Annotated in this window: 22 protein-coding genes and 2 tRNA genes; 7 read left to right on the forward strand and 17 right to left on the reverse strand. The window is 59.0% G+C overall.

Annotated features, from left to right (window positions below; translation table 11 throughout):
* Both NF685_RS02900 and NF685_RS02905 read right to left on the reverse strand, forming a co-directional pair.
* Positions 1–1,392, reverse strand: coding sequence for a PQQ-binding-like beta-propeller repeat protein (locus NF685_RS02900; protein WP_252848528.1), 1,392 nt, complete (start codon positions 1,390–1,392; stop codon positions 1–3).
* Positions 1,392–2,084, reverse strand: coding sequence for a tetratricopeptide repeat protein (locus NF685_RS02905; protein ID WP_252848529.1), 693 nt, complete (start codon positions 2,082–2,084; stop codon positions 1,392–1,394). Before NF685_RS02905 ends, NF685_RS02900 begins: the two co-directional genes overlap by 1 nt.
* A gap of 208 nt (positions 2,085–2,292) precedes the next feature.
* Between NF685_RS02905 and bla the strand changes: the two genes are divergently transcribed.
* Positions 2,293–3,231, forward strand: a complete 939-nt coding sequence (gene bla, locus NF685_RS02910) for a class A beta-lactamase (protein ID WP_252848530.1) — start codon at positions 2,293–2,295, stop codon at positions 3,229–3,231.
* 107 nt (positions 3,232–3,338) lie between these two features.
* On the opposite strand, the gene NF685_RS02915 is transcribed toward bla, so the two are convergent.
* The 9 genes from NF685_RS02915 to NF685_RS02955 are packed head-to-tail and all read right to left on the reverse strand — an operon-like array spanning position 3,339 to position 11,811.
* The gene (locus NF685_RS02915; RefSeq protein ID WP_222547726.1) at positions 3,339–3,710 is read right to left on the reverse strand and encodes a hypothetical protein; all 372 of its coding nucleotides are present in this window, start codon (positions 3,708–3,710) and stop codon (positions 3,339–3,341) included.
* Between the two features lie 48 nt (positions 3,711–3,758).
* On the reverse strand, positions 3,759–5,078 hold the full coding sequence (locus NF685_RS02920) for a dihydroorotase (RefSeq protein ID WP_252848531.1): 1,320 nt from the start codon (positions 5,076–5,078) through the stop codon (positions 3,759–3,761).
* Positions 5,079–5,109: 31 nt separating this feature from the next.
* Complete coding sequence (asnB, locus tag NF685_RS02925) at positions 5,110–6,858, reverse strand: asparagine synthase (glutamine-hydrolyzing) (protein WP_252848532.1); 1,749 nt, start codon at positions 6,856–6,858, stop codon at positions 5,110–5,112.
* Between the two features lie 3 nt (positions 6,859–6,861).
* The gene (locus NF685_RS02930; RefSeq protein ID WP_252848533.1) at positions 6,862–7,971 is read right to left on the reverse strand and encodes a glycosyltransferase; all 1,110 of its coding nucleotides are present in this window, start codon (positions 7,969–7,971) and stop codon (positions 6,862–6,864) included.
* Positions 7,972–7,978: 7 nt separating this feature from the next.
* Positions 7,979–8,902: a glycosyltransferase family 9 protein gene (locus tag NF685_RS02935; RefSeq protein WP_252848534.1), complete on the reverse strand. Its 924-nt coding sequence runs from the start codon at positions 8,900–8,902 to the stop codon at positions 7,979–7,981.
* A complete protein-coding gene (gene dnaQ, locus NF685_RS02940; RefSeq protein ID WP_252848535.1) occupies positions 8,899–9,576 on the reverse strand; it encodes a DNA polymerase III subunit epsilon in 678 nt (225 codons plus the stop codon). Before dnaQ ends, NF685_RS02935 begins: the two co-directional genes overlap by 4 nt.
* Entirely contained in the window at positions 9,573–10,166 is a 594-nt protein-coding gene (gene coaE, locus NF685_RS02945) for a dephospho-CoA kinase (protein WP_252848536.1), read from the reverse strand. Before coaE ends, dnaQ begins: the two co-directional genes overlap by 4 nt.
* A 2-nt stretch (positions 10,167–10,168) precedes the next feature.
* Positions 10,169–11,041 (reverse strand): shikimate dehydrogenase, encoded by an 873-nt coding sequence (locus NF685_RS02950; RefSeq protein ID WP_289847367.1) that lies wholly within the window; start codon positions 11,039–11,041, stop codon positions 10,169–10,171.
* Positions 11,038–11,811: an N-formylglutamate amidohydrolase gene (locus tag NF685_RS02955; RefSeq protein WP_252848537.1), complete on the reverse strand. Its 774-nt coding sequence runs from the start codon at positions 11,809–11,811 to the stop codon at positions 11,038–11,040. Before NF685_RS02955 ends, NF685_RS02950 begins: the two co-directional genes overlap by 4 nt.
* A gap of 72 nt (positions 11,812–11,883) precedes the next feature.
* Between NF685_RS02955 and argH the strand changes: the two genes are divergently transcribed.
* A complete protein-coding gene (argH, locus tag NF685_RS02960) occupies positions 11,884–13,332 on the forward strand; it encodes an argininosuccinate lyase (protein ID WP_373317799.1) in 1,449 nt (482 codons plus the stop codon).
* The gene (locus tag NF685_RS02965; RefSeq protein WP_252848539.1) at positions 13,329–13,466 is read left to right on the forward strand and encodes a hypothetical protein; all 138 of its coding nucleotides are present in this window, start codon (positions 13,329–13,331) and stop codon (positions 13,464–13,466) included. Before argH ends, NF685_RS02965 begins: the two co-directional genes overlap by 4 nt.
* 4 nt (positions 13,467–13,470) lie before the next feature.
* On the opposite strand, the gene gluQRS is transcribed toward NF685_RS02965, so the two are convergent.
* Positions 13,471–14,289 carry a tRNA glutamyl-Q(34) synthetase GluQRS gene (gluQRS, locus tag NF685_RS02970; protein ID WP_252848540.1) on the reverse strand — a complete coding sequence of 273 codons (819 nt, stop codon included), beginning with the start codon at positions 14,287–14,289 and terminating at the stop codon, positions 13,471–13,473.
* Between the two features lie 138 nt (positions 14,290–14,427).
* Between gluQRS and NF685_RS02975 the strand changes: the two genes are divergently transcribed.
* Positions 14,428–14,991 (forward strand): HNH endonuclease, encoded by a 564-nt coding sequence (locus NF685_RS02975; protein WP_023978366.1) that lies wholly within the window; start codon positions 14,428–14,430, stop codon positions 14,989–14,991.
* 28 nt (positions 14,992–15,019) lie between these two features.
* Here the strand turns inward: NF685_RS02975 and NF685_RS02980 are convergent, their stop codons facing one another.
* The 4 genes from NF685_RS02980 to guaA form a co-directional block, all read right to left on the reverse strand.
* Positions 15,020–15,382: an ArsC family reductase gene (locus NF685_RS02980; protein ID WP_252848541.1), complete on the reverse strand. Its 363-nt coding sequence runs from the start codon at positions 15,380–15,382 to the stop codon at positions 15,020–15,022.
* 464 nt (positions 15,383–15,846) lie between these two features.
* Positions 15,847–17,163 (reverse strand): phospholipase D family protein, encoded by a 1,317-nt coding sequence (locus tag NF685_RS02985; RefSeq protein ID WP_252848542.1) that lies wholly within the window; start codon positions 17,161–17,163, stop codon positions 15,847–15,849.
* 253 nt (positions 17,164–17,416) lie between these two features.
* Positions 17,417–17,773: a transposase gene (locus NF685_RS02990; RefSeq protein WP_252848543.1), complete on the reverse strand. Its 357-nt coding sequence runs from the start codon at positions 17,771–17,773 to the stop codon at positions 17,417–17,419.
* Between the two features lie 573 nt (positions 17,774–18,346).
* Complete coding sequence (guaA, locus tag NF685_RS02995) at positions 18,347–19,942, reverse strand: glutamine-hydrolyzing GMP synthase (protein WP_252848544.1); 1,596 nt, start codon at positions 19,940–19,942, stop codon at positions 18,347–18,349.
* A 132-nt stretch (positions 19,943–20,074) separates the two neighbouring features.
* On the opposite strand from guaA, the gene NF685_RS03000 reads away from it, so the two are divergent.
* The 3 genes from NF685_RS03000 to NF685_RS03010 all read left to right on the forward strand — a co-directional run bounded on the left by NF685_RS03000 (position 20,075) and on the right by NF685_RS03010 (position 20,726).
* Positions 20,075–20,476: a hypothetical protein gene (locus NF685_RS03000; RefSeq protein ID WP_252848545.1), complete on the forward strand. Its 402-nt coding sequence runs from the start codon at positions 20,075–20,077 to the stop codon at positions 20,474–20,476.
* A gap of 64 nt (positions 20,477–20,540) precedes the next feature.
* A tRNA-Arg gene (locus NF685_RS03005) sits at positions 20,541–20,617 on the forward strand.
* Between the two features lie 32 nt (positions 20,618–20,649).
* A tRNA-Arg gene (locus NF685_RS03010) sits at positions 20,650–20,726 on the forward strand.
* Between the two features lie 250 nt (positions 20,727–20,976).
* Here NF685_RS03010 and NF685_RS03015 read toward each other — a convergent pair.
* On the reverse strand, positions 20,977–21,381 hold the full coding sequence (locus NF685_RS03015; protein ID WP_252848546.1) for a response regulator: 405 nt from the start codon (positions 21,379–21,381) through the stop codon (positions 20,977–20,979).
* Positions 21,382–21,446: the final 65 nt, after the last annotated feature.

Raw genomic sequence — 21,446 nt, forward strand, 5'->3', positions numbered from 1 at the left:
TTAACCATATGCATTGAGATTGCCATCCGTGGACAGCACAAGAACCTTGCCGTCACAGATGATGGGTTCGACCAGAGTCGGGGTTTTCGTCTTGAGTGCCGTATCGGCCTTGCCCGTCACAGCATCGACGACCTGCATACCTGTCTCTTCGAAAGAAGACACGCAAACAAGTTTGCCGTCGGCCATCACCGGTCCGAACCAGGTGATGGCGTTTTTCTGCTTCGCCTCGTCCTTGAAACGACGCAGATCATGAATCCAGCGCACATGGCCGGACAGACGATCGACGCAGGCAAGCTGCTGATCGGAAGAGACGATATAGAGCCAGTCGCCCACGATCAGCGGCGTATTCTGTCCGCTCGCCTCACGTTCCCACAGACGACGGCCCGAGCGCATGTCGATCGCAACCAGCACCTTGGACAGCGAAATGGCGTAGGCCGTACCGTCCTTGATGACCGGTGCACCGCGCACGCAGGCCAGATCGAGCATCGCACCGCGTCCGTTCGAGCCGCCAAGACTGTCGCTCCAGACCAGTTCGCCCGATTCCGCACGCAGCGCCACGAGATCGCCGCTGCCGAAACCGGCCACGACCACACCGTTGGACACCGCAGGGGCGGACTGACCGAACATGACCGTATCGGCCTCGGTCGCCTGATAGGTCCAGATCTGCTCGCCGGTCTCGGCGTTCAGCGCGAAAAGACGCTCGTCGATGGTCCCGAAGAACACACGACCATCGACGATTGTCGGCGCCGAACGGCCCGGCACAACCGTCTCGGCCCGCCATTTGACCTTGCCCGTCTCGGCTCCGACGGCCACGACCTGACCGACACCATCAACGATATAGAGCGTGTCGCCCGACAGCCCCATGCCACCACCGATATCGCTCGAACGCGACTTTCTGCCTTTGGGAATGAACGTCCAGAGCGGGTTCATGGCAGGCCAGGTCCAGGCCTTGACGGTGCCTGCGCCATCGCGTGTGTAGATACGCCCGGCATCGATCACCGGCGGAGACTGAATGGCACCGCGCCCATTGGGGCCGAGCGCCACGAAATGCAGGAAAGCCGGCTCCGAGATGCCATGACCGATGGAACGGGACCATGCGAGGGTTGGACCGGCCCAGTTCGTGTTGAGGGCGATATGGTCGGGCACGCGACCGACAAGCGGCCATGTGGAAATGGCTTGCGGCGCAGGCAGATTGATCGGCGTATGGTCTTCCGCATCGACCACGAGCCCTGCACCTGTAGACAGCACATCGTAGCGCTTGCCTGCCAGAATGGGCTTGGGATCATCCTTGAAGATGCCGCAGCCTGTCAGCATGGCCGTGGAGGCGAGTGTCGAGCCGAGAAAGAAGCGTCGGCCGGGCTGACGCAAGGTGTTCCTGTTTTTGGTAAGCATCAGCCGGCTCCCCCGAATGTTTGTAGAAGAATGGACGCACGCTGCCTGACGCCATCCGGCGCATCGGGCGACTGGGCCAGCCCCATAAGAAGGCTGCGCGCCTCGTCATGCTGCTTGGGTGTCGCATCGGGCCGGAGGTCGAGCGCAGCCAGTCCTTCCTGAGCGAAGGCGCGCCACGGACCGGCATTGGCCGCAAGCAGCTCGAACCCCTTGCGGGTTTCAGTCGGATCGCGGTCGTCGATATGGCTGTTCAGAAGCATCAGTCTGGCCAGCGCCTGTAGCGAGGGATTCTCGTCCTTGTCGTCAACCACTCCCTGCCAGGCCTTGCGTGCGCCATCGAGATCGCCTGACTGCGCCCGGAGCTGGGCCAGCCTGATGGCGGCAAAGCCACGCGTCGCACCAAGTGCATCCTTGGCGAGGTCCGCCAGAATGGCCTCGTTCGCCTTTTCGGATTGTGCACGTGCAGCCGCATCGGGCTGCGGAGCCTGAAGCGCTTCCATGGCGGTATAATACCGTCCCGACGCTTCCGCCTGGGCCTGGTGATGGCGGTGAACCTGCCATTGCCAGCCACCCACACCGATCAGCGCAACAAGTGCAATACCGACCGCAACACCTCCGAAACGCCGGGCGGTCGCGCGCATTTCAGCTGCGCGCATTTCCGCCTGGGCCTGACTGAAAAACTCGTCTGCCACCGTGATCCTCTTGAGACACTAATATTTCGACCATACAGGCGCTGCGACCCTGCGGCAAATCGCTTTGTCACTGCGTTCCATACAGGACCGCAAGCACACGCGGGAACCTGTGATGAGGATATGATTTCGTACCCGACACGGTGCGAACAAACTTCAGCCACAACCGGACGTCAGAACTGGGTCCAACCCCTTATGGAGACTGCGTTTCATGCATTCAGATCCCGTTTTTCCAATTGCAAGACGGCGTCTGCTGCTCGGTCTTCCTCTGATCGCCCCGCTGATCGGGGCTGTAGCCCGCACGGCCTTTGCCGACGCGCTTCCCGTCCTGTCCCCTGCAACCCACGACACCCTGTCGAAAATCGCAAACGGGTATGAAAAAGGCTGCGGTGGACGCCTTGGTGTTCATCTTTTCTGTCCGCAGACCGGTGCGGCACTTTCATGGCGCGGTGAAGAACGCTTCAGAATGTGCAGCAGCTTCAAGGCCTCGCTGGTCGGCTGCGTTCTGTCACGATGCGATCGGGGCGAGGATGCGCTGACACGTCGTATCGCTTTCAGCGACGCCGATTTCACCCTGCCGTTCTGGGCACCGGTTGCGCAGAAAAACCGTGATGCAGGCAGCCTGAGCCTCGCGGCACTCTGTGCCGGTGCCGTGACCATGAGCGACAATGTCTGCGCCAACATGCTCTTGCGTCACATAGGCGGTCCTGCCGCTCTGACCCGTTTCTGGCGCGACAGTGGCGACGAGATTTCCCGCCTTGATGCCTATGAGCCGGAACTGAACCGTCCCTCGTCCGATCCCGACGCCAATACGACGACGCCCATCGCCATGGCGCGTACCCTCCACCGCCTGATTCATGGCACGCTCCTGCATCCTCAGTCTGCTGCCTTGCTGCGCAGCTGGATGATCGATTGCACCACAGGCACGCAAAGACTGCGTGCCGGCCTGCCGCCTCACTGGATTGCGGGCGACAAGACGGGCAATAACGGCAAGGATATTGCAGCCGATATTGCTTTCGCCTCGCCGCCCGATGCGCCCGGAAAATCGGTCATCATCGCGGCCTATACTGCCGGGGGCACCCCGAATGAGGCCCGCTTCCGCAGTGTTTTCCACGATATTGGCACCCTCGCCCCGCTTCTGCTCGGCTAATCCCGGCTAATGAAAAAAGGGGGACAAGCCTTTGCTCGCCCCCCCTCTTTCATGCTGTCTGCCACGGCAGCGACATAAGCGCATATGTGTTCTGCGCTCAGCTTCCTTCAGTGCTTGGCCAGCTTCTTGCCGGCCGTTGTGAGCTCTGCCGAGATATGGCTGAAATTTGCTGCTATACGCTGCTGAACGCCCGTGCTCACCGCGTGAATCTTGGCGATACGGTCGCGGGCGTCCTCGCTGATGGCCTGCTCTTCCTTTTGCGCCTGCGTTGCAACGCAGCTGTTATAGGCGCGGGCCTCCTTCTCATAAGCCTGGAACTTGTCGACGCTCGCATTGTAATGCGCGGTGTCGGTCGCCGTGACCGAAGGGGCACTCGGTTCCTGTCCGCATTTGGCGCGCGGATCAGCCATGGCAGCGCTCACAGTAAGGCTGCCAAGAACGAGCGAGGACGAGAGAAGCGTAAGAGCGATGCGTTTCATGATCGGACGATCTGCTTGAGGAAAACGAAATGCCGGATTGCGCAAGAATTACGGCGCAAATCGGGCTAAACGGCCAACAGGTGCAGAAGTGATCTCGTCGTCCTGCATTACCACGTGCCCGCGCACGATGGTCGCCATCGGCCAGCCCGTGACGTGCTTGCCGTCGAAAGGCGTCCAGCCCACGGGGCTCGCAATCCAGTCATTGCGGATTTCACGGCTCGCCCTCATGTCCACCAAGGTCAGATCCGCATCGAACCCGACAGCCAGACGCCCCTTTGTCTGCAACCCGTAAATACGGGCAGGCCCAGCAGCCATCAGATCGACAAGGCGTGACAGGCTCAGTCTTCCGGCATTCACATGGTCGAGCATCAAGGGCAGGATCGTCTGCACCCCTGTTAGACCGGCCGGGCATTGCGGCCAGGGCTTTTCCTTGGCTTCACGCGGATGGGGAGCATGGTCGGACGACACCACATCCACGCGTCCATCGCGCACAGCCGCCCAGCAGGCATCGTAATGACGACGGTCGCGTATCGGCGGGTTCATGACCGCATAAGCCCCGAGCGTCTCGTAGCATTCCGGACCGACCTGGGTGAGATGATTGACGAGCACCTCGACACTGACATGAGCGCGATGAGCGGCAAGCCAGTCGAGTTCTTCTGCGGTTGACGTATGCAGAATATGGACAGGTCGATTGGTTTTCCGGGCCAGAGCGGTGATACGTCGCGTGCCGAGAAATGCGCACTCCTCATCACGCCAGATCATGTGGTTCACATGCGGCATGCCGACCTCGAACATCGGTTTGCGCGCCTGCAGGCGATATTCGTCTTCCGAATGAAAGGCCACGCGACGATGCCCGCTGCGCAGAACGGCCTCGATCCCGTCATCGTCCTCGATCATCAGATCCCCGGTCGATGATCCTGCGAAAACCTTGATGGCGCACACGCCCTCTTCCTGCTCCAGCCTGGCAAGATCGGGCGTATTCGCGCGCGTTGCACCGACATAGAGACCCATGTCGATCAGGGCGTTCTCGGCAACCGTGCGACGCTTGTCCGCAATCGTTTCCGACGACGTGATGGACGGCGACGTGTTGGGCATGTCGAAGACCATGGTGATGCCGCCCAGGGCCGCTGCACGCGTTCCCGTCGCAATCGATTCGATTGCGGCATTCCCGGGATCGCGCAGATGGACGTGCGAATCGATCATGCCGGGCAGCACGTGCAGGCCAGCGGCATCGATCTCACGCTCGGCCGTGTCGGAGGAGGCAACGCTCAGGCTGGCGATGCGACCGTCGACAATCCCCAGATCGGCCTGCGCTTCTCCCCAGGGAAAAACGCAAAGACCGCGCCTGATGATCAGATCGTAATGCATGGAAATCTCCTTGGGGGCTCAGGGTTGGGGATCAGGGTCGGGGAGCCGACAGAACGTCGAACACGTCGCCCCCTGACTGGACAGTCTCGATATGGATGCGGTGCCACAGGGCATAGAAAAGCAGAACCCAGGCTGCATGGCGCTCCCGCCGTCCTGTCGCGCGGGTGAAAATTCCTGTGATCGTCTCTTCGGCAATCACGCCCTGAAAAGCCGCGCATCGCGCCACGAGCGGGCCGAGCCTGCTTCCCTGTCCGGCAATCCACTGACCGACAGGAACGGTGAAGCCCTGTTTGGGTGCAAATGGCGCCGAACCGGGGACATTCTGCTCCACCCAGCGACGCAGCAGATATTTGCCGTGCTTGCCCCTGACCTTGAGACGATCCGGTAATGTCCAGGCCAGAGCGCTTATGACCGGGTCGAGCAAAGGCGTGCGCCCCTCTATGGCATGAGCCATGAGGCAGCGGTCGAGCTTGACCAGCAGATCGTTCGGCAACCATTGATCGATATCGATGGCCTGCACCGAGCGCAGACGCGACCCTTCGTCATGCGACACGAAATCCCGGCGCCACGCCTTGCCGGTCGGCAGGCGGCAAAGCCCGTCGAGAGTGCCACGGCGCCATGGCATACGCCCGCCCAGCCACCAGGGGCGCATGGCGCGTCTGTAGCGCCCGTAACCGCCGAACAGCTCGTCTCCGCCCTCACCGCTGAGAATGACGGTGACATCCTTTCGCGCCTCGCGTGCGAGAAACCAGCTTGGAATCACGGCATAGTCGGCAACCGGATCATCCAGTGCGGCCACGATCTGCGGCAGATGCGCCCAGACCATCTCCTGCGTGACAGTCAGGATACGGTGACGCGCGCCCAGTGTCGCAGCGATCTGCGCTGCCTGTGCGCTCTCATCCACCGCACCCGTATCGAACCGCGCGGTCCAGGCAAGCGGTGCCCCATTGCCCAGACGGGTCATGGCGGCGAGGACGGCAGTACTGTCGATACCGCCCGACAGGAACATGCCGAAAGGCACATCGGCCCTCTCATGCGCGGCGACACTATCCATCAGCGCGGCATCGAGCCGGGAAAGTGCAAGAGCCTCTGTCAGGTTTTCCGCGATTGCCCCGTGGCACGCAGGCCGTTTTCTTGCATCGTCGAGCACGCCATTGACGAAACGCAGCGTCTCACCGGGCAGAACACGCATGATACCGGGATAGATCGTCTCGCGCCCGGCCACGAACTGGACCTGCAAAAGCTGGTCACGTGCCTGCGGACGTATGGCACGCGATACGAGGCCCGTCGCCAGCAGGGCTTGCGGCTCCGACGCGAAAATCACGCCCTGGTCGGTCTCGGAAAAGTAAAGCGGTTTGATACCGAAAGGATCGCGGCTGAGTGCCAGCACGACATCCGGACCTGTCTCGTCCAGCAGGGCGATGGCATACATGCCGCGCAATTCGAGGGTATAATTCGTGTTGCATTCAGGCCAGAGAAAAAGCGGCGCCTCGCAATCGCTACGCGTTCTGAAAGGCGCTTCCGGCAACGCCTTGCGCAAGGCAGGATCGTTGTAGATCTCTCCATTGGCCACCAGCGCGACCGGCCCCTGAACAAGCGGCTGCGCCCCACCTTCGAGATCGACGATCGACAGTCGCCTATGCACGAGGGCAGCCGACCCCGCCTCTAAAAAACCCTCGCCATCGGGGCCGCGATGCGCCAGCGCCTCGGCCATGCGACCCAAGAGCGCCTCGTCGGGTCGATAACCGGGAAGACAGGCTATACCTGCAATACCGCACATCGACTAAATGCCCCGCCCCGACGCCGCACCATGGCGCGACACGATGTCGCGCAGGAAAACATTCCAGCGCGCCAGCACCGTCGGGGCGGCGAACTCACGTTCGAAACGCGCGCGTCCGTTCGTTCCCAGACGTGCCGCAAGATCGCTGTCATGAAGTACCCTGCCTATGGCCTCGGCCAGAGCTGTCGGATCCTCGACAGGAACGAGCAGACCGTCCTGCGTGCCGGAAAGCACTTCCTGCGGCCCCTGTATGGCACTGGCCACAACAGGGCGCCCGGCAGAAAGCGCCTCGATCACGACATTGCCGAGCGGCTCGATGCGTGAGGGACAAACCAGCAGATCGCAGGCCTTGAGCCACGCGCCGCTATCCTGAACCCAGCCTGGCATATGAACCCGATCGCTGACCCCCTCATCCCGCGAGAGGGACTCCAGCGCTTCACGCTCCTGCCCCTCGCCTGCGATGACCAGATGCACACCGGGGAGCGCTTTCATGGCGCGTATGAGAACATCGAACGCCTTGTTGCGATGCAGGCGCCCGAGCGCGAGAATGAACGGTCGCCCCTGCGGCACGCAATCGGGGCGAACCGGCACCGCCCCGGCAAGGTCGGTGGCGAAATTGGGCAGATAATGCACATGCTCGGCTGGCCAGCCCTGTGCGATCATCCAGCGCGCAAGACCCATCGTATTGCCGATGAGGTCGGAGCATCGTCTGTAGTTGCCGAGGTCGTAATAGCCCCCGAGCCGACCGGCAATCGGCCAGTCTCCCTTGGGGATCATGCGCGCAGCACGGCTCATCCAGGCAATCGCAATATCGGGGCGGAACTCCGTCAGCTTCCGGCGCAGACGAGGCGTCGTCAGCAGATCCAGCCGGCCGCCGAAACGCAGCGCATGGGTCGTAACGCCGCTTTTTTGCAGCCTGGCCTCACGCCCTGCATCGCGGCGCAGCACACCCAGAACATTATGGCCTTCCTCGTGCTGCGCCATGCAAAGCCGCTCATAGAACAGTTCCGCTCCCCCGCTGGGCGCGCCCGCCATGACATGCGCGATACGAAGCGGCCTGAGATCATCGATACGGGATGCTGAGGTCAGTCGTTCGGTGCCTGCCAAAGGCATGATGGGCTTATCCTTCATTCGCCAGAAGTGATGCAGCAGCCTGCCACACCGTTTCGATTGTCAGACCGGCAATAGGGGCTTCGCCCTCCGGGCCGGGCGCAGACACGAAGCATGCCCGCGGTCCTGTGGGCGCATATTCGGAAGCGCGGCTCGGCCCGAACAGCCCCAGCGTTGGCGTTCCCGCTGCTGCTGCAAGATGCATGAGGCCGGAATCGTTACCGACGAACAGCGAACAACGCGCCAGAAGTGCTGCCACCATCCCGAGGCTGTATTGACCGCCCAGATCGCGAACCATCTCCCGATCCGACGGCATATCCTGAGCAAGAGCTTCCAGCACGGGGCGTGCCAGAGCCTTTTCCTCATCACCAGGACCGTAAAAGACGACAGGCATCAGGCCCTGCGCCCGCATTCGACGGGCAACCTCGATGAAATTTGCAGCCGGCCAGATTTTTCCTTCCCAGTTTGCGGTCGGGGCAATCGCACCGTAACGGCGCGTCGGGGGAAGGATTTCGGCGGCAAGTCGCGTCTGTTCCGGGCGGCTCCATGTCCGTGGCATCAGCGTCACATCGCCCTGAAACAACCCGGCGAGATGACCGATACGAGCCCCCGGACGACGCCCGCCCCGCAGGATGCGCCGGCGCATGGCTGGCAGGAACAAAGAAAGCCCCGATCCACGCAGGTCGATCACCAGATCCCAGAACACGCGAGCGCATGTCCACCACAGGCCCAGCCAGTGCAGATCATAGGGTTTCTTCGTCAGGACAATGACCCGATCCACGGCGGGACAAGGCGCGAAAAAACCCGCAGCGACCGGTCCGCAGGCCACCGTGATACGCGCTTTGGGGTAACGGCGCATCAGCTCTGCCAGAACGCCAGATGAAATAACCGCGTCGCCCAATCGGTTCGCCGTAATGAAAAGGATACGTTTCATTGCAGCCAGATCGGCTCCTTGAGACCGGTCACGAATTTCTCGTGGGCGGCTCGCGTTTCTTCATCCGGAGGCGACATGGGGCGCGGCCTGCGCTCGGGATTGGTACGGTAGGTCGCAACACCCCCATGACTGCCGGAGACAGCCAGACCGAGACCGCGCTGTCGCCCGCCCATCAGTTCGAGATAAACCTCAGAGAGAAGTTTGCAGTCGAGCAATGCGTTATGAGTCATACGTGCCGACAGATCGATATCGTGTCGACGACAGAGCGCATCGAGCGAATTCGGCAGGCCGGGATAGCGCTTCTTGGCCATTTCCAACGTATCGACCATGCGCCCGCGATCCAGAGGCGGTTTGCCGCAGGCCTTGAGCTCGGCATTGATAAAGCCGAAATCGAACGGCGCATTATGGGCGATCATCTCGTCATCGGCGATGAAATCGAGAAAACCGTCCACGATCTCGACAAATCTGGGCTTGTCGAGCAGATCGTCCAGCGTGAACCCATGCACCCGGCTTGCCTCAGCCGGCACATCGCGCTCGGGATTGATCAGAACATGAAAGCTTTCGCCGGTCGGCAGATCGTCGATCAGTTCGAGTGCGGCGATTTCGATCACGCGATCGCCCGTCTTCGGGTCGAGACCTGTCGTCTCCGTATCGAAAAGGATCGACCGTTTCATGGCATGGTCTCCAGCTGAGAGATCAGACGTTTCATCTGTCGGGCGGTATGGCCGCGGGAGAGACCATTATGCAACAGGTGATCGGCACGTCTGTTGCGTTCCTTGTCGCTCATCTGTCGCGCCAGCAGCGCGCGCGCCTGCTCCTCGCTGAGCGAACGCCTGCGCATGATGCGGCGCAGTCTGACCGCAAGCGGCGCCGTAACTACAATCACGGCATCGCAGTCGCGATCGGCACCGATCTCGAACAAAAGCGGAATATCCAGCAGGCACGTCCTGACACCGCGCCGTCGCATACGGCTGAGAAATCGCCATCGCGCCTGTCGCACAAGCGGATGCATGATGGCCTCAAGCGCGGCAATCTGGTCGGGGGAGCCGATGACAGCACGACGAAGCGCCTTACGGTCGACCGCGCCATCCCTGACGGTCTGGGGCCAGAGTCGGGCAATTTCCGGTACCGCGGCCCCGCCTTTCGCCTGAAGGGAATGAACGACAAGATCCGCATCGAAAACGGGCCAGCCCGCACGGCGGAAAAAACGTGCAACCGTGCTCTTGCCTGCTCCCATTCCGCCAGTGAGACCCAGAACGCGCATGATCAGTCGATCGTCTCGATCAGTTTGTCGCGCAAGGTCTCGTCCACCTGAGGTTCACGCCCGAACCAGGCACGAAACCCCGGACGTGCCTGAAAAATGAGCATGCCGAGACCGTCGATCGTCGCAAGGCCCTGTGCCCGTGCGGCGGCGAGCAGAGGCGTTTCGAGGGGCATATAGACAATATCCGATACGACGAGCGATTTCTGCGCCTTTCCAAGGGAGCCTGCCCAGTCGAACCCATCCTGACCGGCCATGCCGAGAGAGGTGGTGTTGGTCAGCAGTTCGGCCTCCGAGAGCGCCTGTGGCCAGTCATGCCAATCGATCACGCAGCCTCCGTTGAGCGCACTTACAAGTGCCTCGGCGCGGCTGCGGGTGCGATTGGCGAGGGTAACCCCACAGCCTGCATCGAGCAGCGCAGCGCACACCGCACGGGACGCACCACCCGCGCCAAGCACGAGCGCGTGACGCGGCAGGCTGACACCCGCCTCACGCAGGGAATCGAGATAGCCGACACCGTCGGTGCAATCCCCAAGGATCGAACCGTCCTGGGAAAAAACGAGCGTGTTGACTGCGCCCGCGCGCTGCGCCTCATGGCTGTGACGATCTGCCAGAGCATAGGCGGCTTCCTTGTGCGGGATCGTGACATTGAGCCCGGCAAAACCCAGAGCCTGAAGCGCACGCACACCTGCCTCGAATGCATCGGGTGCCAGAGGCAGACGCAGGTAGAGACCGTCTATTCCATATTCCTTGCACCAGTAATTATGCAGGATGGGCGAGCGCGTATAGGCAAGCGGCCAGCCCGTTACCGCCGCCAGACGGGGCACACCGTGAGGGTAAAGCGTATGGAGTGCCTCTTTTGCCTCATCGAGGCTCAGTGCCCCGCCGAGATAGCGTTCCAGTAGAGCGGCAATAGCCGCGCCAGTCTCTGTGCCCAAGATCGCTGTCCTGCCTCGTGTTCGATCAGATCCTGACGGATCTCTATCTCCAGATAGGGCAAACCGCCCCGTTCCGCATGATAGGGCACGGTATAATCCGATGTCGCCGTTAGCACATAGGGTTCATTATCGCCCACGCACAGATCGCCCTCGCTGCGCAGCAGGTCGAGCATGATACGGGCCGAGCGCGTATCGCGATGATGCAGGATGCCGACATGCCACGGGCGCGCAACCCCGTTCATGAGCGGGGTAAAGCTGTGCAGGGCTATCAAGGCAGTCGGCTGTCTGCGCGCCTCAAGCAGAGCCGCGATCCGGTCGTGATAAGGACGGAGAATTTCGTTTTCACGACGTGCGCGGCAGGCCGCGCTGAGCGCCACATTGGCCGCGATCGTGGTCTTGTCTGACACGGAAGGGATCGAGGTAGGATGGCCGGGCGCGCGATTGCTGTCGATGACGAGGCGGGAATAGATCTGCTCGATCAGATCGGCGCCCAGAAGCGCCTGCAACTGCGCACCGACGCCATGAATGCCGATATCCCAGGCAATATGGCGCTCCCAATCGGCCTCCGGCACACCCAAGCGCCCCAGCGCACGCGGCACGGCACGGCCTGCATGGTCGCTCACCAGAACGAAGGGAGAAGCGGCCGTCGCCTGCATCACCCGATAGGGTGGCGGGTCCTGCGGGCCGAGAAGAGGGGTAAGCTCGCTCATGAATTGCGCGCACCTTGCTGACTGACTAGGTTAGCGCAGCTTGACCACAATCCCTATGCCATGGACAACCCTGTGACCGAGACCAAGACCGCACCCGAGAGCGAAACAGCCAGCCAGACCGAGACCCGTCTGGCCAATCCGCAATGGGGCGGCCGCTTCGCCGCCGGCCCTGCTGCCATCATGGCCGACATCAATGCCTCGATCGATTTCGACCGCAAACTGTGGCGACAGGACATCCGGGGTTCTCTGGCCCATGCTGCCATGCTGGCTCGTGTCGGTCTTCTGACCAACGCCGAAGAGCAGGAAATCCGTGACGGTCTGCACGGTATTGCGCGCGATATCGAAGCCGGCAATTTTCCCTTCTCCCAGGATCTCGAAGATATTCACATGAATATCGAGGCCCGTCTTTCGGAACGCATCGGCGAGGCCGGCAAGCGCCTGCACACGGCGCGCTCACGCAACGATCAGGTCGCGACCGATTTCCGTCTGTGGGTACGCGATGCCATTGACGGGATCAGCGGACAGATCACGGCGCTCATGCGCTCTCTGGCTACGCGCGCACTGGAGCACGCAGCCGATGCCATGCCGGGCTTTACTCATCTGCAGGTGGCCCAGCCTGTCACTTTCGGCCATCATCTTCTGGCTTATGTGGAAATGCTGTCGCGCGATCGCGACCGCCTGCGTGACGCCAGAGCGAGGCTGAACGAATGTCCGCTCGGCTCAGCCGCCCTTGCAGGCACGTCCTTCCCGATCGATCGCCGCTTTACCGCTGAGGCGCTCGGCTTCGACCGCCCCACAGCCAATTCGCTCGACTCAGTTTCCGACCGCGATTTTGCGCTGGAATATCTCTCGGCGCTTTCCCTGCTCGGCATGCATCTTTCACGCCTGTCCGAGGAACTGGTTCTGTGGTGCTCGGCGCCCTTCAGCTTCGTGCGTCTGTCCGATGGATTTACCACCGGTTCCTCCATCATGCCGCAGAAGAAAAACCCCGACGCCGCTGAGCTGGTACGCGCCAAGGTGGGCCGCATCACAGGCGATTTCATGGGGCTGCTGATTGTCATGAAAGGCCTGCCCCTCGCCTATGCCAAGGACACGCAGGAAGACAAGGAGCCTGTTTTCGACGCAACCGAGGCAGCCACCCTGTCTCTGGCAGCCATGGACGGCATGATCCGTGACCTGAGCGCCAATACCGACAAGATGCGCGCCCTTGCCGGTGCCGGTTTTGCCACAGCCACCGACCTTGCAGACTGGCTGGTGCGCGTGCCCCGCCTGCCTTTCCGTACGGCGCATCATGTGACCGGGCGTCTTGTCGGCATGGCCGAAGCCAAGGGCTGCGATCTTGCCGATCTCAGCCTTGAGGAAATGCAGACTGTCGAACCGAAGATCGATGCCAGTATTTTCGATGTACTGACCGTTGAATCATCTCTCGCCTCACGTACCAGCGAAGGCGGAACGGCCCCTGATAACGTGCGACGTGCGGCTCAGTCCTGGCTGTCACGCCTTGAGGAAAACGCAGCATGAAGACCCCTGCCCGTCTGCTCTGCCTGCTTGTGATCGGCAGCGTCATGCTGACCGCCTGCGGCAAAAAGGGTGCCCCCCACGCGCCCGGTCCGGCCAGCAAGATCACCTATCCGCATAGTTACCCGCCGGAATAGCCGGTCAGCCGCCAATCGAGGCCCGCGCGAGCGCGATAATCTCGCGCGGGCTCATGCCTTTTTCCCTGAGCGCACGCAAACTCTCCGCCCCGTCGCGCTTCGAGAGTTTACGCCCCGCTTCGTCACATATCAGCCCATGATGCGCATAAAGCGGCTCCGGATAGCGCAGGAGCGCCTGAAGCACGCGATGCACGGCTGTTGCATCGAACAGGTCCTGCCCCCGGGTAACAAGCGTCACACCCTGTCGGGCATCGTCGCAGGTCACGCATAGATGGTAGGAAACACCATTATCGCGCCTGCCGATCACCACATCGCCAAATGCTGCGGCATCTCCTTCAACAACGCGACCATCCAGCTCGGTCCAGGCTGGGGCACCGCCCAGACGATCCAGCGCCTTTTTCATATCGAGGCGCCAGACATAAGGGCGCGCCCCATCGACGTGACGTCCCCTGCACGCCCCTCCATAGATAGCGCTGCCGTCAGGCGCGCGCCCCAAGGCATTTGCCTGAACCTGGGCGCGCGAGCAGGCGCAGCGGTAAAGCAGCCCCATGGCATGAAGCCGCTCGCGCTGCTCACGGTAAAAAGACAGATGATCGGACTGGCGCAGGACCGGCGTCGCACTCTCGAAGCCAAGCCAGTGGAGATCGTCACGCAGGGCCTGCTCGTAGACCGGCAGACAGCGTTGCGGGTCGATATCCTCGATACGGATGAGGAACGCCCCTTTTGGGCCCGCGCAGTCTCGCGCATGACAGGCCGAGGCGACATGACCGAGATGCAGGTAGCCGGTCGGGCTCGGCGCGAAACGTGTACGAAATCCTGTCATCAAACCTTAGCTTGCCCTGATCACCCAAAGCTGAAATAGTCGAAGCCATCAGACAGACGGCGCGTATCTATAGGCGCTGGTTTTCCGTCGCGCTTGAGATAATCCGATCGTGCCGCCCTGTAAAAGAGGATGCGATCGATGCTTGCCAGCGCCCAGCATTTCCCCGCCCTTGTATTGAATGCGGATTTTCGTCCGCTTTCATATTTCCCGCTTTCGCTATGGTCCTGGCAGGAAAGCGTCAAGGCGGTGTTTCTCGACCGCGTGTCGGTTCTAAGCGAATATGATGACATCGAGGTTCACTCACCGAGCTGCGTCATGCGCGTGCCCAGCGTCATTGCGCTCAAGGAATATATTCCGACAGCACGGCGGCCTGCCTTCACGCGCTTCAACGTCTTTCTGCGCGACAATTTCTCCTGCCAGTACTGCCATGACCGGTTGCCGACGCATGAACTGACATTCGATCATGTCATCCCACGCGCCAAGGGCGGACGCACCACGTGGGAGAACGTCGTGACGGCGTGCAGCCCCTGCAACCTGATCAAGGGCTCCAAACTTCCTGCGGAGATCGGCATGCATCCACGCATCAGGCCCGTGCAGCCCTCAACACGGCGCCTGCAGGAAAACGGTCGCAGCTTTCCGCCCAACTACCTGCATGAAAGCTGGCGCGACTATCTGTACTGGGACAGCGAACTGGAGGGCTGACCCTCTCCTCCATCCGCCGCTCGGTCAATCAGGCTTTCGAGGCGAAAAGCGCCTCGTAACGCTCGGGCTTGAAGCCCAGCGTGACCACGCCGTCACATACAAGAACAGGCCGCTTGATGACGGTAGGATGCCCCAGCATGAGCGCGACTGCCTGCGCCTCTGTATCGATCTGCTTTTCAGCATCCGGGAGCTTGCGAAACGTCGTGCCAGATTTGTTGAGCAGCGCCTCCCATCCGGCGGATTTCACCCAAATCGCCAGATGGGAGGCGCTCAATCCATCCTTGCGAAGATCGTGATAGCGATAGGCAACCCCAACCCCTTCCAGCCAACGTCGTGCCTTACGCACCGTGTCGCAGGTGGTAATCCCATAAAGTATTAGAACGCTGCTCACGTGTCATCCTCCACCCCTTAACCTCCCCAAATTTACCCATCATCATGTAGGATTTTGGAATGGCAATTCCTGCATCGTCCATTAAATTCTCATTGCTTTCAAGCAGCATATAAGGATCGAGATCGGCATCGGGTAGATACTTGAAATGCAAATGAGCCTATCACGACAATCAATATTGCCACAGCACTTTTTAGCCCCGAATGTTACCATTGAAAATCGACCTACGGAGTAATTATGTTCCACAAACAGAGCTTCGAGGCACCATGTTTCGCACAAAAATATATGAAAATTATACATAATATACGCTAGTTAATATTGACAAACATCCTCTGAGAAAAATTTTTACCGAACACGAATACTACATACACTCGCCACAACCGCCACCAAAAAATTCAGCCTCGACGATGAGAGAATCAGCGCCCCACCTTAAATACACACACAGATTACCAATAATTCGGAAGGTCTTATTCACCAGAGATCCAGTGTTCCACATCGAATCCCAAGAAGCGGATACCGCGAATGGAACGGTTATTGAATGGTGGCCTTTTATTATCGCCCCAACCAAGTAATTCCATCACACAAGCTTCGCCAAAACCTTCGAGCTTATAACTGCCGTATATGCAATCATAAGCTCGTTCAATTGCATCCCCCGATCCAGAAAGGAGATATTTGATGGTTCGCACAACCTTTTCACGTGTATTTTTTCTCTGGAAGTCAAGACGCAAACGCTCAATTCCAGTTAAGTCCTCACCGATATCTCGGGGCGCAAATCGCAAACGATCATGAAAAGCATGACAACCGGCTAAGTATTCGAATATTTCATCAAAATTCAAGTTATTCAACTTGTTTTGATCGCACAAATAAGTTCGAATATTTGATATATTTTCTATTTCCCTTGATGCATGATATGAATCACCTTTGATAATATCCTCTGCAGACTGCCATATCTGTACATATTCCGAGATTCGCCGCGCCCGAGCTTCGCGATGACGAAGTAAAGATATTTCGCGCCATCCATCACCTCCTCCCTGAGTTAGTCGTAGCCATCCAAGAAATCTCCCCATTTCGATTTGAGGATCCTGACCTATATACTCTGGCCGCCCGAACCCCGAGTGTTGGGCCACTTCTAGGATTTCATGATGAGCGGGCACCAAAATCTCATCGTACTTCCTCCGAAACTGTTGGATAAAATTTCTTTCTCTAGATTTTTTTTTGCTGCCTACGACAATGCTCGTAGGATTAGCAGGATGGATATATTGCTGAATAAATTGCTCAAAAGCATTTTCATTCGTCGGCTTTGACGGCAAATTAAATGCTTTCTCGTATTCGTCGAGTACTTTCTCATTTAAAACATCCGCATCGTTCCACAGCTCATCAAACAGGCTAGGCAGTGTGGAAAAGGCCTCGTCTCGACCATGTTCTAATAAAACAGAAAGCTCTCGATTTGCCTTCAATCCACTATCGGTAAGATTAGCTGAGCCGACCAATGCAACATTGTCTATTATATAAAGCTTTGTATGAAATTTTACATCTGTGAAATAACGAATTTTAACCAGAGGATTTTTAAACGCATCCCGGAGAGCTTGGGGCGTTGTGATCGGCGAGAACCTAACAATCAGCCGAACATCGCATCCTTTACTGGTAAGGGCAAGAATGGGTTCATTTGTGGTAAAGAACGGTGCGGCCAGCAGACCCAGTTTGGGCTCTTTTCCTGTGTTCAAGAAGAAATTGAGCGTGAAGCCCGTGGCACTCGTATTCGCATATAGATTTGATAACACCATTAGGAACTGAACCTCCGATAATTCGCCAATCTCACCCCTACAAATTATCAACAGTCTAACGAAAAAGAGAATGTCTGATCACCATAACAAAGCGTTATATCGTTAACCCACGGTTTTGTGGCCGGTCACAATTCCACCGCGCGGATTCCCGTCTGGATGAACAAATAAATGAGAATATGGTAGCGCTTATTTATTAAGCCATTGGTTTTTCTTTTTAGTAAATGACAACTATGAAGTGATTTGTCACCATAAATCAACTCAGAAGAAAGATGGATTTCTTATAGTCCACGCTGACAAAAGATCTGATCCAGTGTCTTACGGCGGCGAGATAGAGGAAACTCGTGAAAGACAAGGCGGTCTTATCGTAGCGGATTGCGATACGACGCATCTGCTTGAGCCTGTTGAACATCCGCTCGACACGATTTCGGTCTTGATAGCGTTGCCAGTCTGTTTGCTGGGGAACCTTACTGCCTTTACGTGATGGAGTAACCGGCAGGATCCCGTGGATCACAAGCGCCTGACGGAAACAGCCGCTGTCATAGCCCCGATCAGCCCGCATGGCCTGGGGTCTGGGATAGGCAACATCATCAGGGAGGCTCTGGCTTTGCAACCTAGGATCTGGTCTCGGGCAGGATAAAGCCGAAACGACGTCCTTAATTGTCGCATCGAGCGTGGGTTTTGCTCGTGACGCCGCCGCGTGATCAACCAAACCCCTCCGAATGAGCCCCCCCTTTTTTTCCGCCAGTAACTTAAGGATGGGCACGAATCACGGTGCTGTCGAGCATATGCTGCCAGTTATCGGTTAGCCCCAAGAGCTACTAGGGTTTGCAGCAGGACATCCCAGACACCCTGTTCGGCCCAACGCCGAAACCGGAGTTCCATTTGCCGTGGCGCTCATGCATGTCGCGCCAAGAACAGCCTATGTGCAGAACATACAGCATGCCTTTTAGAAATTAGGCGGCTGTCTCCAGAGGGGCGGACCCAACGTCCACGCTGAGGCGGCAGAAGCCGACCAATCATGATCCGTCAGATCGCCTCGTGCCATACCCGTTCTCTCTGCCTGTTACTCCACAGGCAGGAATTGCAACAGGTCTCGCCACTAACCGATAGGCGTTTTGTCAGTGTTATCTTGACGGCTGATAAGCTAACGACGTCCCCTTACAGAAACCAGAGGGAAGGAGGTTTACTCCCACTCGATCGTGCCCGGCGGCTTGGACGTGATGTCGTAGGTGACGCGATTGACGCCACGCACTTCGTTGACGATGCGTCCCGCCACGCGGTTCAGGAAGGCGAAGTCGAAGGGATAGACTTCTGCCGTCATGCCGTCCGTGCTGGTCACGGCGCGCAGGGCGCAGGCCTGATCGTAGGTGCGGCCATCGCCCATAACGCCGACGGTGCGCACAGGCAGAAGCACCGCAAATGCCTGCCAGATGGCATCGTAAAGTCCGGCATTACGGATTTCTTCGAGATAGATCGCATCGACCTTGCGCAGCAGGTCGAGCTTTTCGCGATCGATGGCACCCGGAATACGGATCGCCAGCCCCGGACCGGGGAAAGGATGACGGCCCACAATGGCTTCGGGAATACCAAGCTCACGGCCAAGAGCGCGAACCTCGTCCTTGAACAGCTCGCGCAGCGGCTCGACGAGCTTCATGTTCATGCGCTCAGGCAGACCGCCCACGTTATGATGCGACTTGATCGTGACCGACGGGCCACCTGTAAAGCTGACCGATTCGATGACGTCAGGATAGAGCGTCCCCTGTGCAAGGAACTGCGCTCCGCCGAGCTTGGTCGCTTCTTCCTCGAACACCTCGATAAACAGACGTCCGATGGTTTTGCGCTTCACTTCCGGGTCCGTGACGCCAGCCAATGCGTTCAGGAACAGATCGGATGCATCGCGATGGACGAGACGGATATTGAAGCGTCCACGGAAGGTCTTGACCACCTCATCGGCTTCACCGGCACGCAGAATGCCCGGATCGACGAAAATGCAGGTCAGCTGATCGCCAATGGCATCATGAATCAGCTTGGCAGCCACGGAAGAATCCACACCGCCCGAAAGACCGCAGATCACACGACCTGAACCGACCTGCTCGCGAATGCGCGCGATTTCGAGATCGCGGAACCCGGCCATGGTCCAGGTCCCCTTGCAGCCCGCAACATCATGCGTGAAGTTCTTGATCAGCGCCGCACCGTGCGGGGTATGGACGACCTCAGGATGGAACTGCACACCGTAAAGGCGACGGCCTTCATCGGCGATGATGGCGAACGGTGCACCTTCCGACCAGGCCACGGCGCGGAAGCCGGGGGGAAGCGCCGTTACGCGGTCGCCATGGCTCATCCAGACCTGTTCACGATGACCGCGCGACCACGCGCCACGGAACAGGGCACAATCTTCAGCGATTTCGATATGAGCGCGGCCGAACTCGCGATGCTCGTGCGTTTCGACCTTTCCGCCCAGACGGGCACACATGGCCTGCTGACCGTAGCAGATACCGAGGACCGGCACGTTCAGATCGAACACGACCTCAGGGATCCGCGGGGCATTCTCATCATGAACGCTGGCCGGGCTACCGGAGAGGATAATGCCGCGCGGATGGAAACCACGGATCTTCTCTTCGGTTGCTGTGAAGGGCCAGATTTCGCAATAGACGCCGCTCTCACGCACGCGTCGGGCAATGAGCTGCGTGACCTGGCTGCCGAAGTCGAGGATCAGGATACGATCCTCATGAAGCTGATGGTCGAGATTATCGGCGTTCTGCGGGGCGGTTTCGGTCATGGCGCTCTTTCATCACGTCGTGCATGGGCAAGTTCTGTGGGCATCGTATAGGATGTTCGCAGGGCAGCGTCATCCCAAAGCACCATCTGCCCCACGCAAAATGTCATCATTTCTTCACTCGGATAGAGAACCATGCCCCATCTGCGCCCCTTACCACTCCCCTGTGCAGCTCTGGTCGGGTTTACCCTCGCCCTTGGAGCGTGCTCCTCCCCCGCTCCGCCAAGCAAGGATCCGGTCGGCATCTGGACCGGCGCATTGGTGACCGACCAGGGGAGCTGCCCGACCACCAACGATTCCACGCTGCAGATCGGCACTAAAGCCATCAGCTTCACGCCGGGGGACAATGCGCTCGTGCTTAAAGGTGCACGCGGCAACGACCCGCATCATTATCATGCGCAGCTCGATATGAAGGATGCCCAGCGCAAACCCTATAGTCTTGTGTTCAACGGCTACCCGGTGGGCAATGCCATTGGCGGAATATACGGGTCGCCAACATGCCGCGCCCATATCGTTATGACGCGGCCAAATCATTGATTGAAAAAAATTCTTTTTCCCTCTTGCGGGGTTGGGAAACTCGCAGTAGAACCCGCCCCACGACGCACCCGTAGCTCAATTGGATAGAGCACCAGACTACGAATCTGGGGGTTAGAGGTTCGAGTCCTTTCGGGTGCGCCAGTATACATCGTGATCGGTCAAACGATCACTACGCACCCGTAGCTCAATTGGATAGAGCACCAGACTACGAATCTGGGGGTTAGAGGTTCGAGTCCTTTCGGGTGCGCCATATCTTCTCAAAATTTACTACGTTCAGTCATGCGGCCAAGCTTCTGGCGCACAGTGTTTCGTGCATGCTTTGCAACCTGTGGAAGTCACTCGCCGGTGGGCAGAGAATCCCGGTCATCTGCCCGGTCGATTTATTCCCAAGCCTTCACTTTTCCGCGCCGATGAAGCCCAACGCCCCACATCCCTCGCGAACCAGACGTCCGGCGCACAATGCCCCAAACACAACCTTGAAGCAGTTCGTCCGCCTGGGTTCAGTGGACCAGCTGAGCCAGCGCGGCGCAGACGTCGCTTTCCAGAAACGGTTTCGAGACGAAAAGGCTTTTCGGCGGCAGCGCGAAACTGCCCGGCACCTGACGGCCTGAGGTCAGAACGAACGCAATATCGGGGCGCGTGCGCGACAGGTGATAGCCCAGATCGAGTCCGGTCATGACACTTGGCATCTCGAAATCGGAAAACACGGCGCGTATCTGCGGGTTGTTCTTCATGACCTGAAGCGCCTCATCGGCATCCTCGGCAGAGAGCACGACATAGCCTGCCTGCTCGATCATCTCGGCAACATAAAGGCGCAGCACCGCCTGGTCCTCAACGACCAGCACGGTCGGTGCCGAAGGGACTGCCCGGATCGCTCCAGTATTGATAAATGTATCGACAGACATAACCGAGATGTCTCCTGAGAGAGCCTTGAACTCTATCAACGACGCGGCATGTTTCGGGTTCATCT

This window comes from Asaia lannensis NBRC 102526 (assembly GCF_024054035.1).
Taxonomy (GTDB): domain Bacteria; phylum Pseudomonadota; class Alphaproteobacteria; order Acetobacterales; family Acetobacteraceae; genus Asaia; species Asaia lannensis.

Bases quoted from the DNA above. Each gene is read 5' to 3' on its own strand.
- NF685_RS02900 (WP_252848528.1), bottom strand. From the start codon at position 1,392: ATGCTTACCAAAAACAGGAACACCTTGCGTCAGCCCGGCCGACGCTTC.
- NF685_RS02935 (WP_252848534.1), bottom strand. From the start codon at position 8,902: ATGAAACGTATCCTTTTCATTACGGCGAACCGATTGGGCGACGCGGTT.
- coaE (WP_252848536.1), bottom strand. From the start codon at position 10,166: ATGCGCGTTCTGGGTCTCACTGGCGGAATGGGAGCAGGCAAGAGCACG.
- gluQRS (WP_252848540.1), bottom strand. From the start codon at position 14,289: ATGACAGGATTTCGTACACGTTTCGCGCCGAGCCCGACCGGCTACCTG.
- asnB (WP_252848532.1), bottom strand. From the start codon at position 6,858: ATGTGCGGTATTGCAGGTATAGCCTGTCTTCCCGGTTATCGACCCGAC.
- NF685_RS02915 (WP_222547726.1), bottom strand. From the start codon at position 3,710: ATGAAACGCATCGCTCTTACGCTTCTCTCGTCCTCGCTCGTTCTTGGC.
- NF685_RS02930 (WP_252848533.1), bottom strand. From the start codon at position 7,971: ATGCCTTTGGCAGGCACCGAACGACTGACCTCAGCATCCCGTATCGAT.
- guaA (WP_252848544.1), bottom strand. From the start codon at position 19,942: ATGACCGAAACCGCCCCGCAGAACGCCGATAATCTCGACCATCAGCTT.
- bla (WP_252848530.1), top strand. From the start codon at position 2,293: ATGCATTCAGATCCCGTTTTTCCAATTGCAAGACGGCGTCTGCTGCTC.
- NF685_RS02965 (WP_252848539.1), top strand. From the start codon at position 13,329: ATGAAGACCCCTGCCCGTCTGCTCTGCCTGCTTGTGATCGGCAGCGTC.
- NF685_RS03015 (WP_252848546.1), bottom strand. From the start codon at position 21,381: ATGTCTGTCGATACATTTATCAATACTGGAGCGATCCGGGCAGTCCCT.
- NF685_RS02975 (WP_023978366.1), top strand. From the start codon at position 14,428: ATGCTTGCCAGCGCCCAGCATTTCCCCGCCCTTGTATTGAATGCGGAT.
- NF685_RS03000 (WP_252848545.1), top strand. From the start codon at position 20,075: ATGCCCCATCTGCGCCCCTTACCACTCCCCTGTGCAGCTCTGGTCGGG.
- NF685_RS02920 (WP_252848531.1), bottom strand. From the start codon at position 5,078: ATGCATTACGATCTGATCATCAGGCGCGGTCTTTGCGTTTTTCCCTGG.
- NF685_RS02955 (WP_252848537.1), bottom strand. From the start codon at position 11,811: ATGAGCGAGCTTACCCCTCTTCTCGGCCCGCAGGACCCGCCACCCTAT.
- NF685_RS02985 (WP_252848542.1), bottom strand. From the start codon at position 17,163: ATGGTGTTATCAAATCTATATGCGAATACGAGTGCCACGGGCTTCACG.
- dnaQ (WP_252848535.1), bottom strand. From the start codon at position 9,576: ATGAAACGGTCGATCCTTTTCGATACGGAGACGACAGGTCTCGACCCG.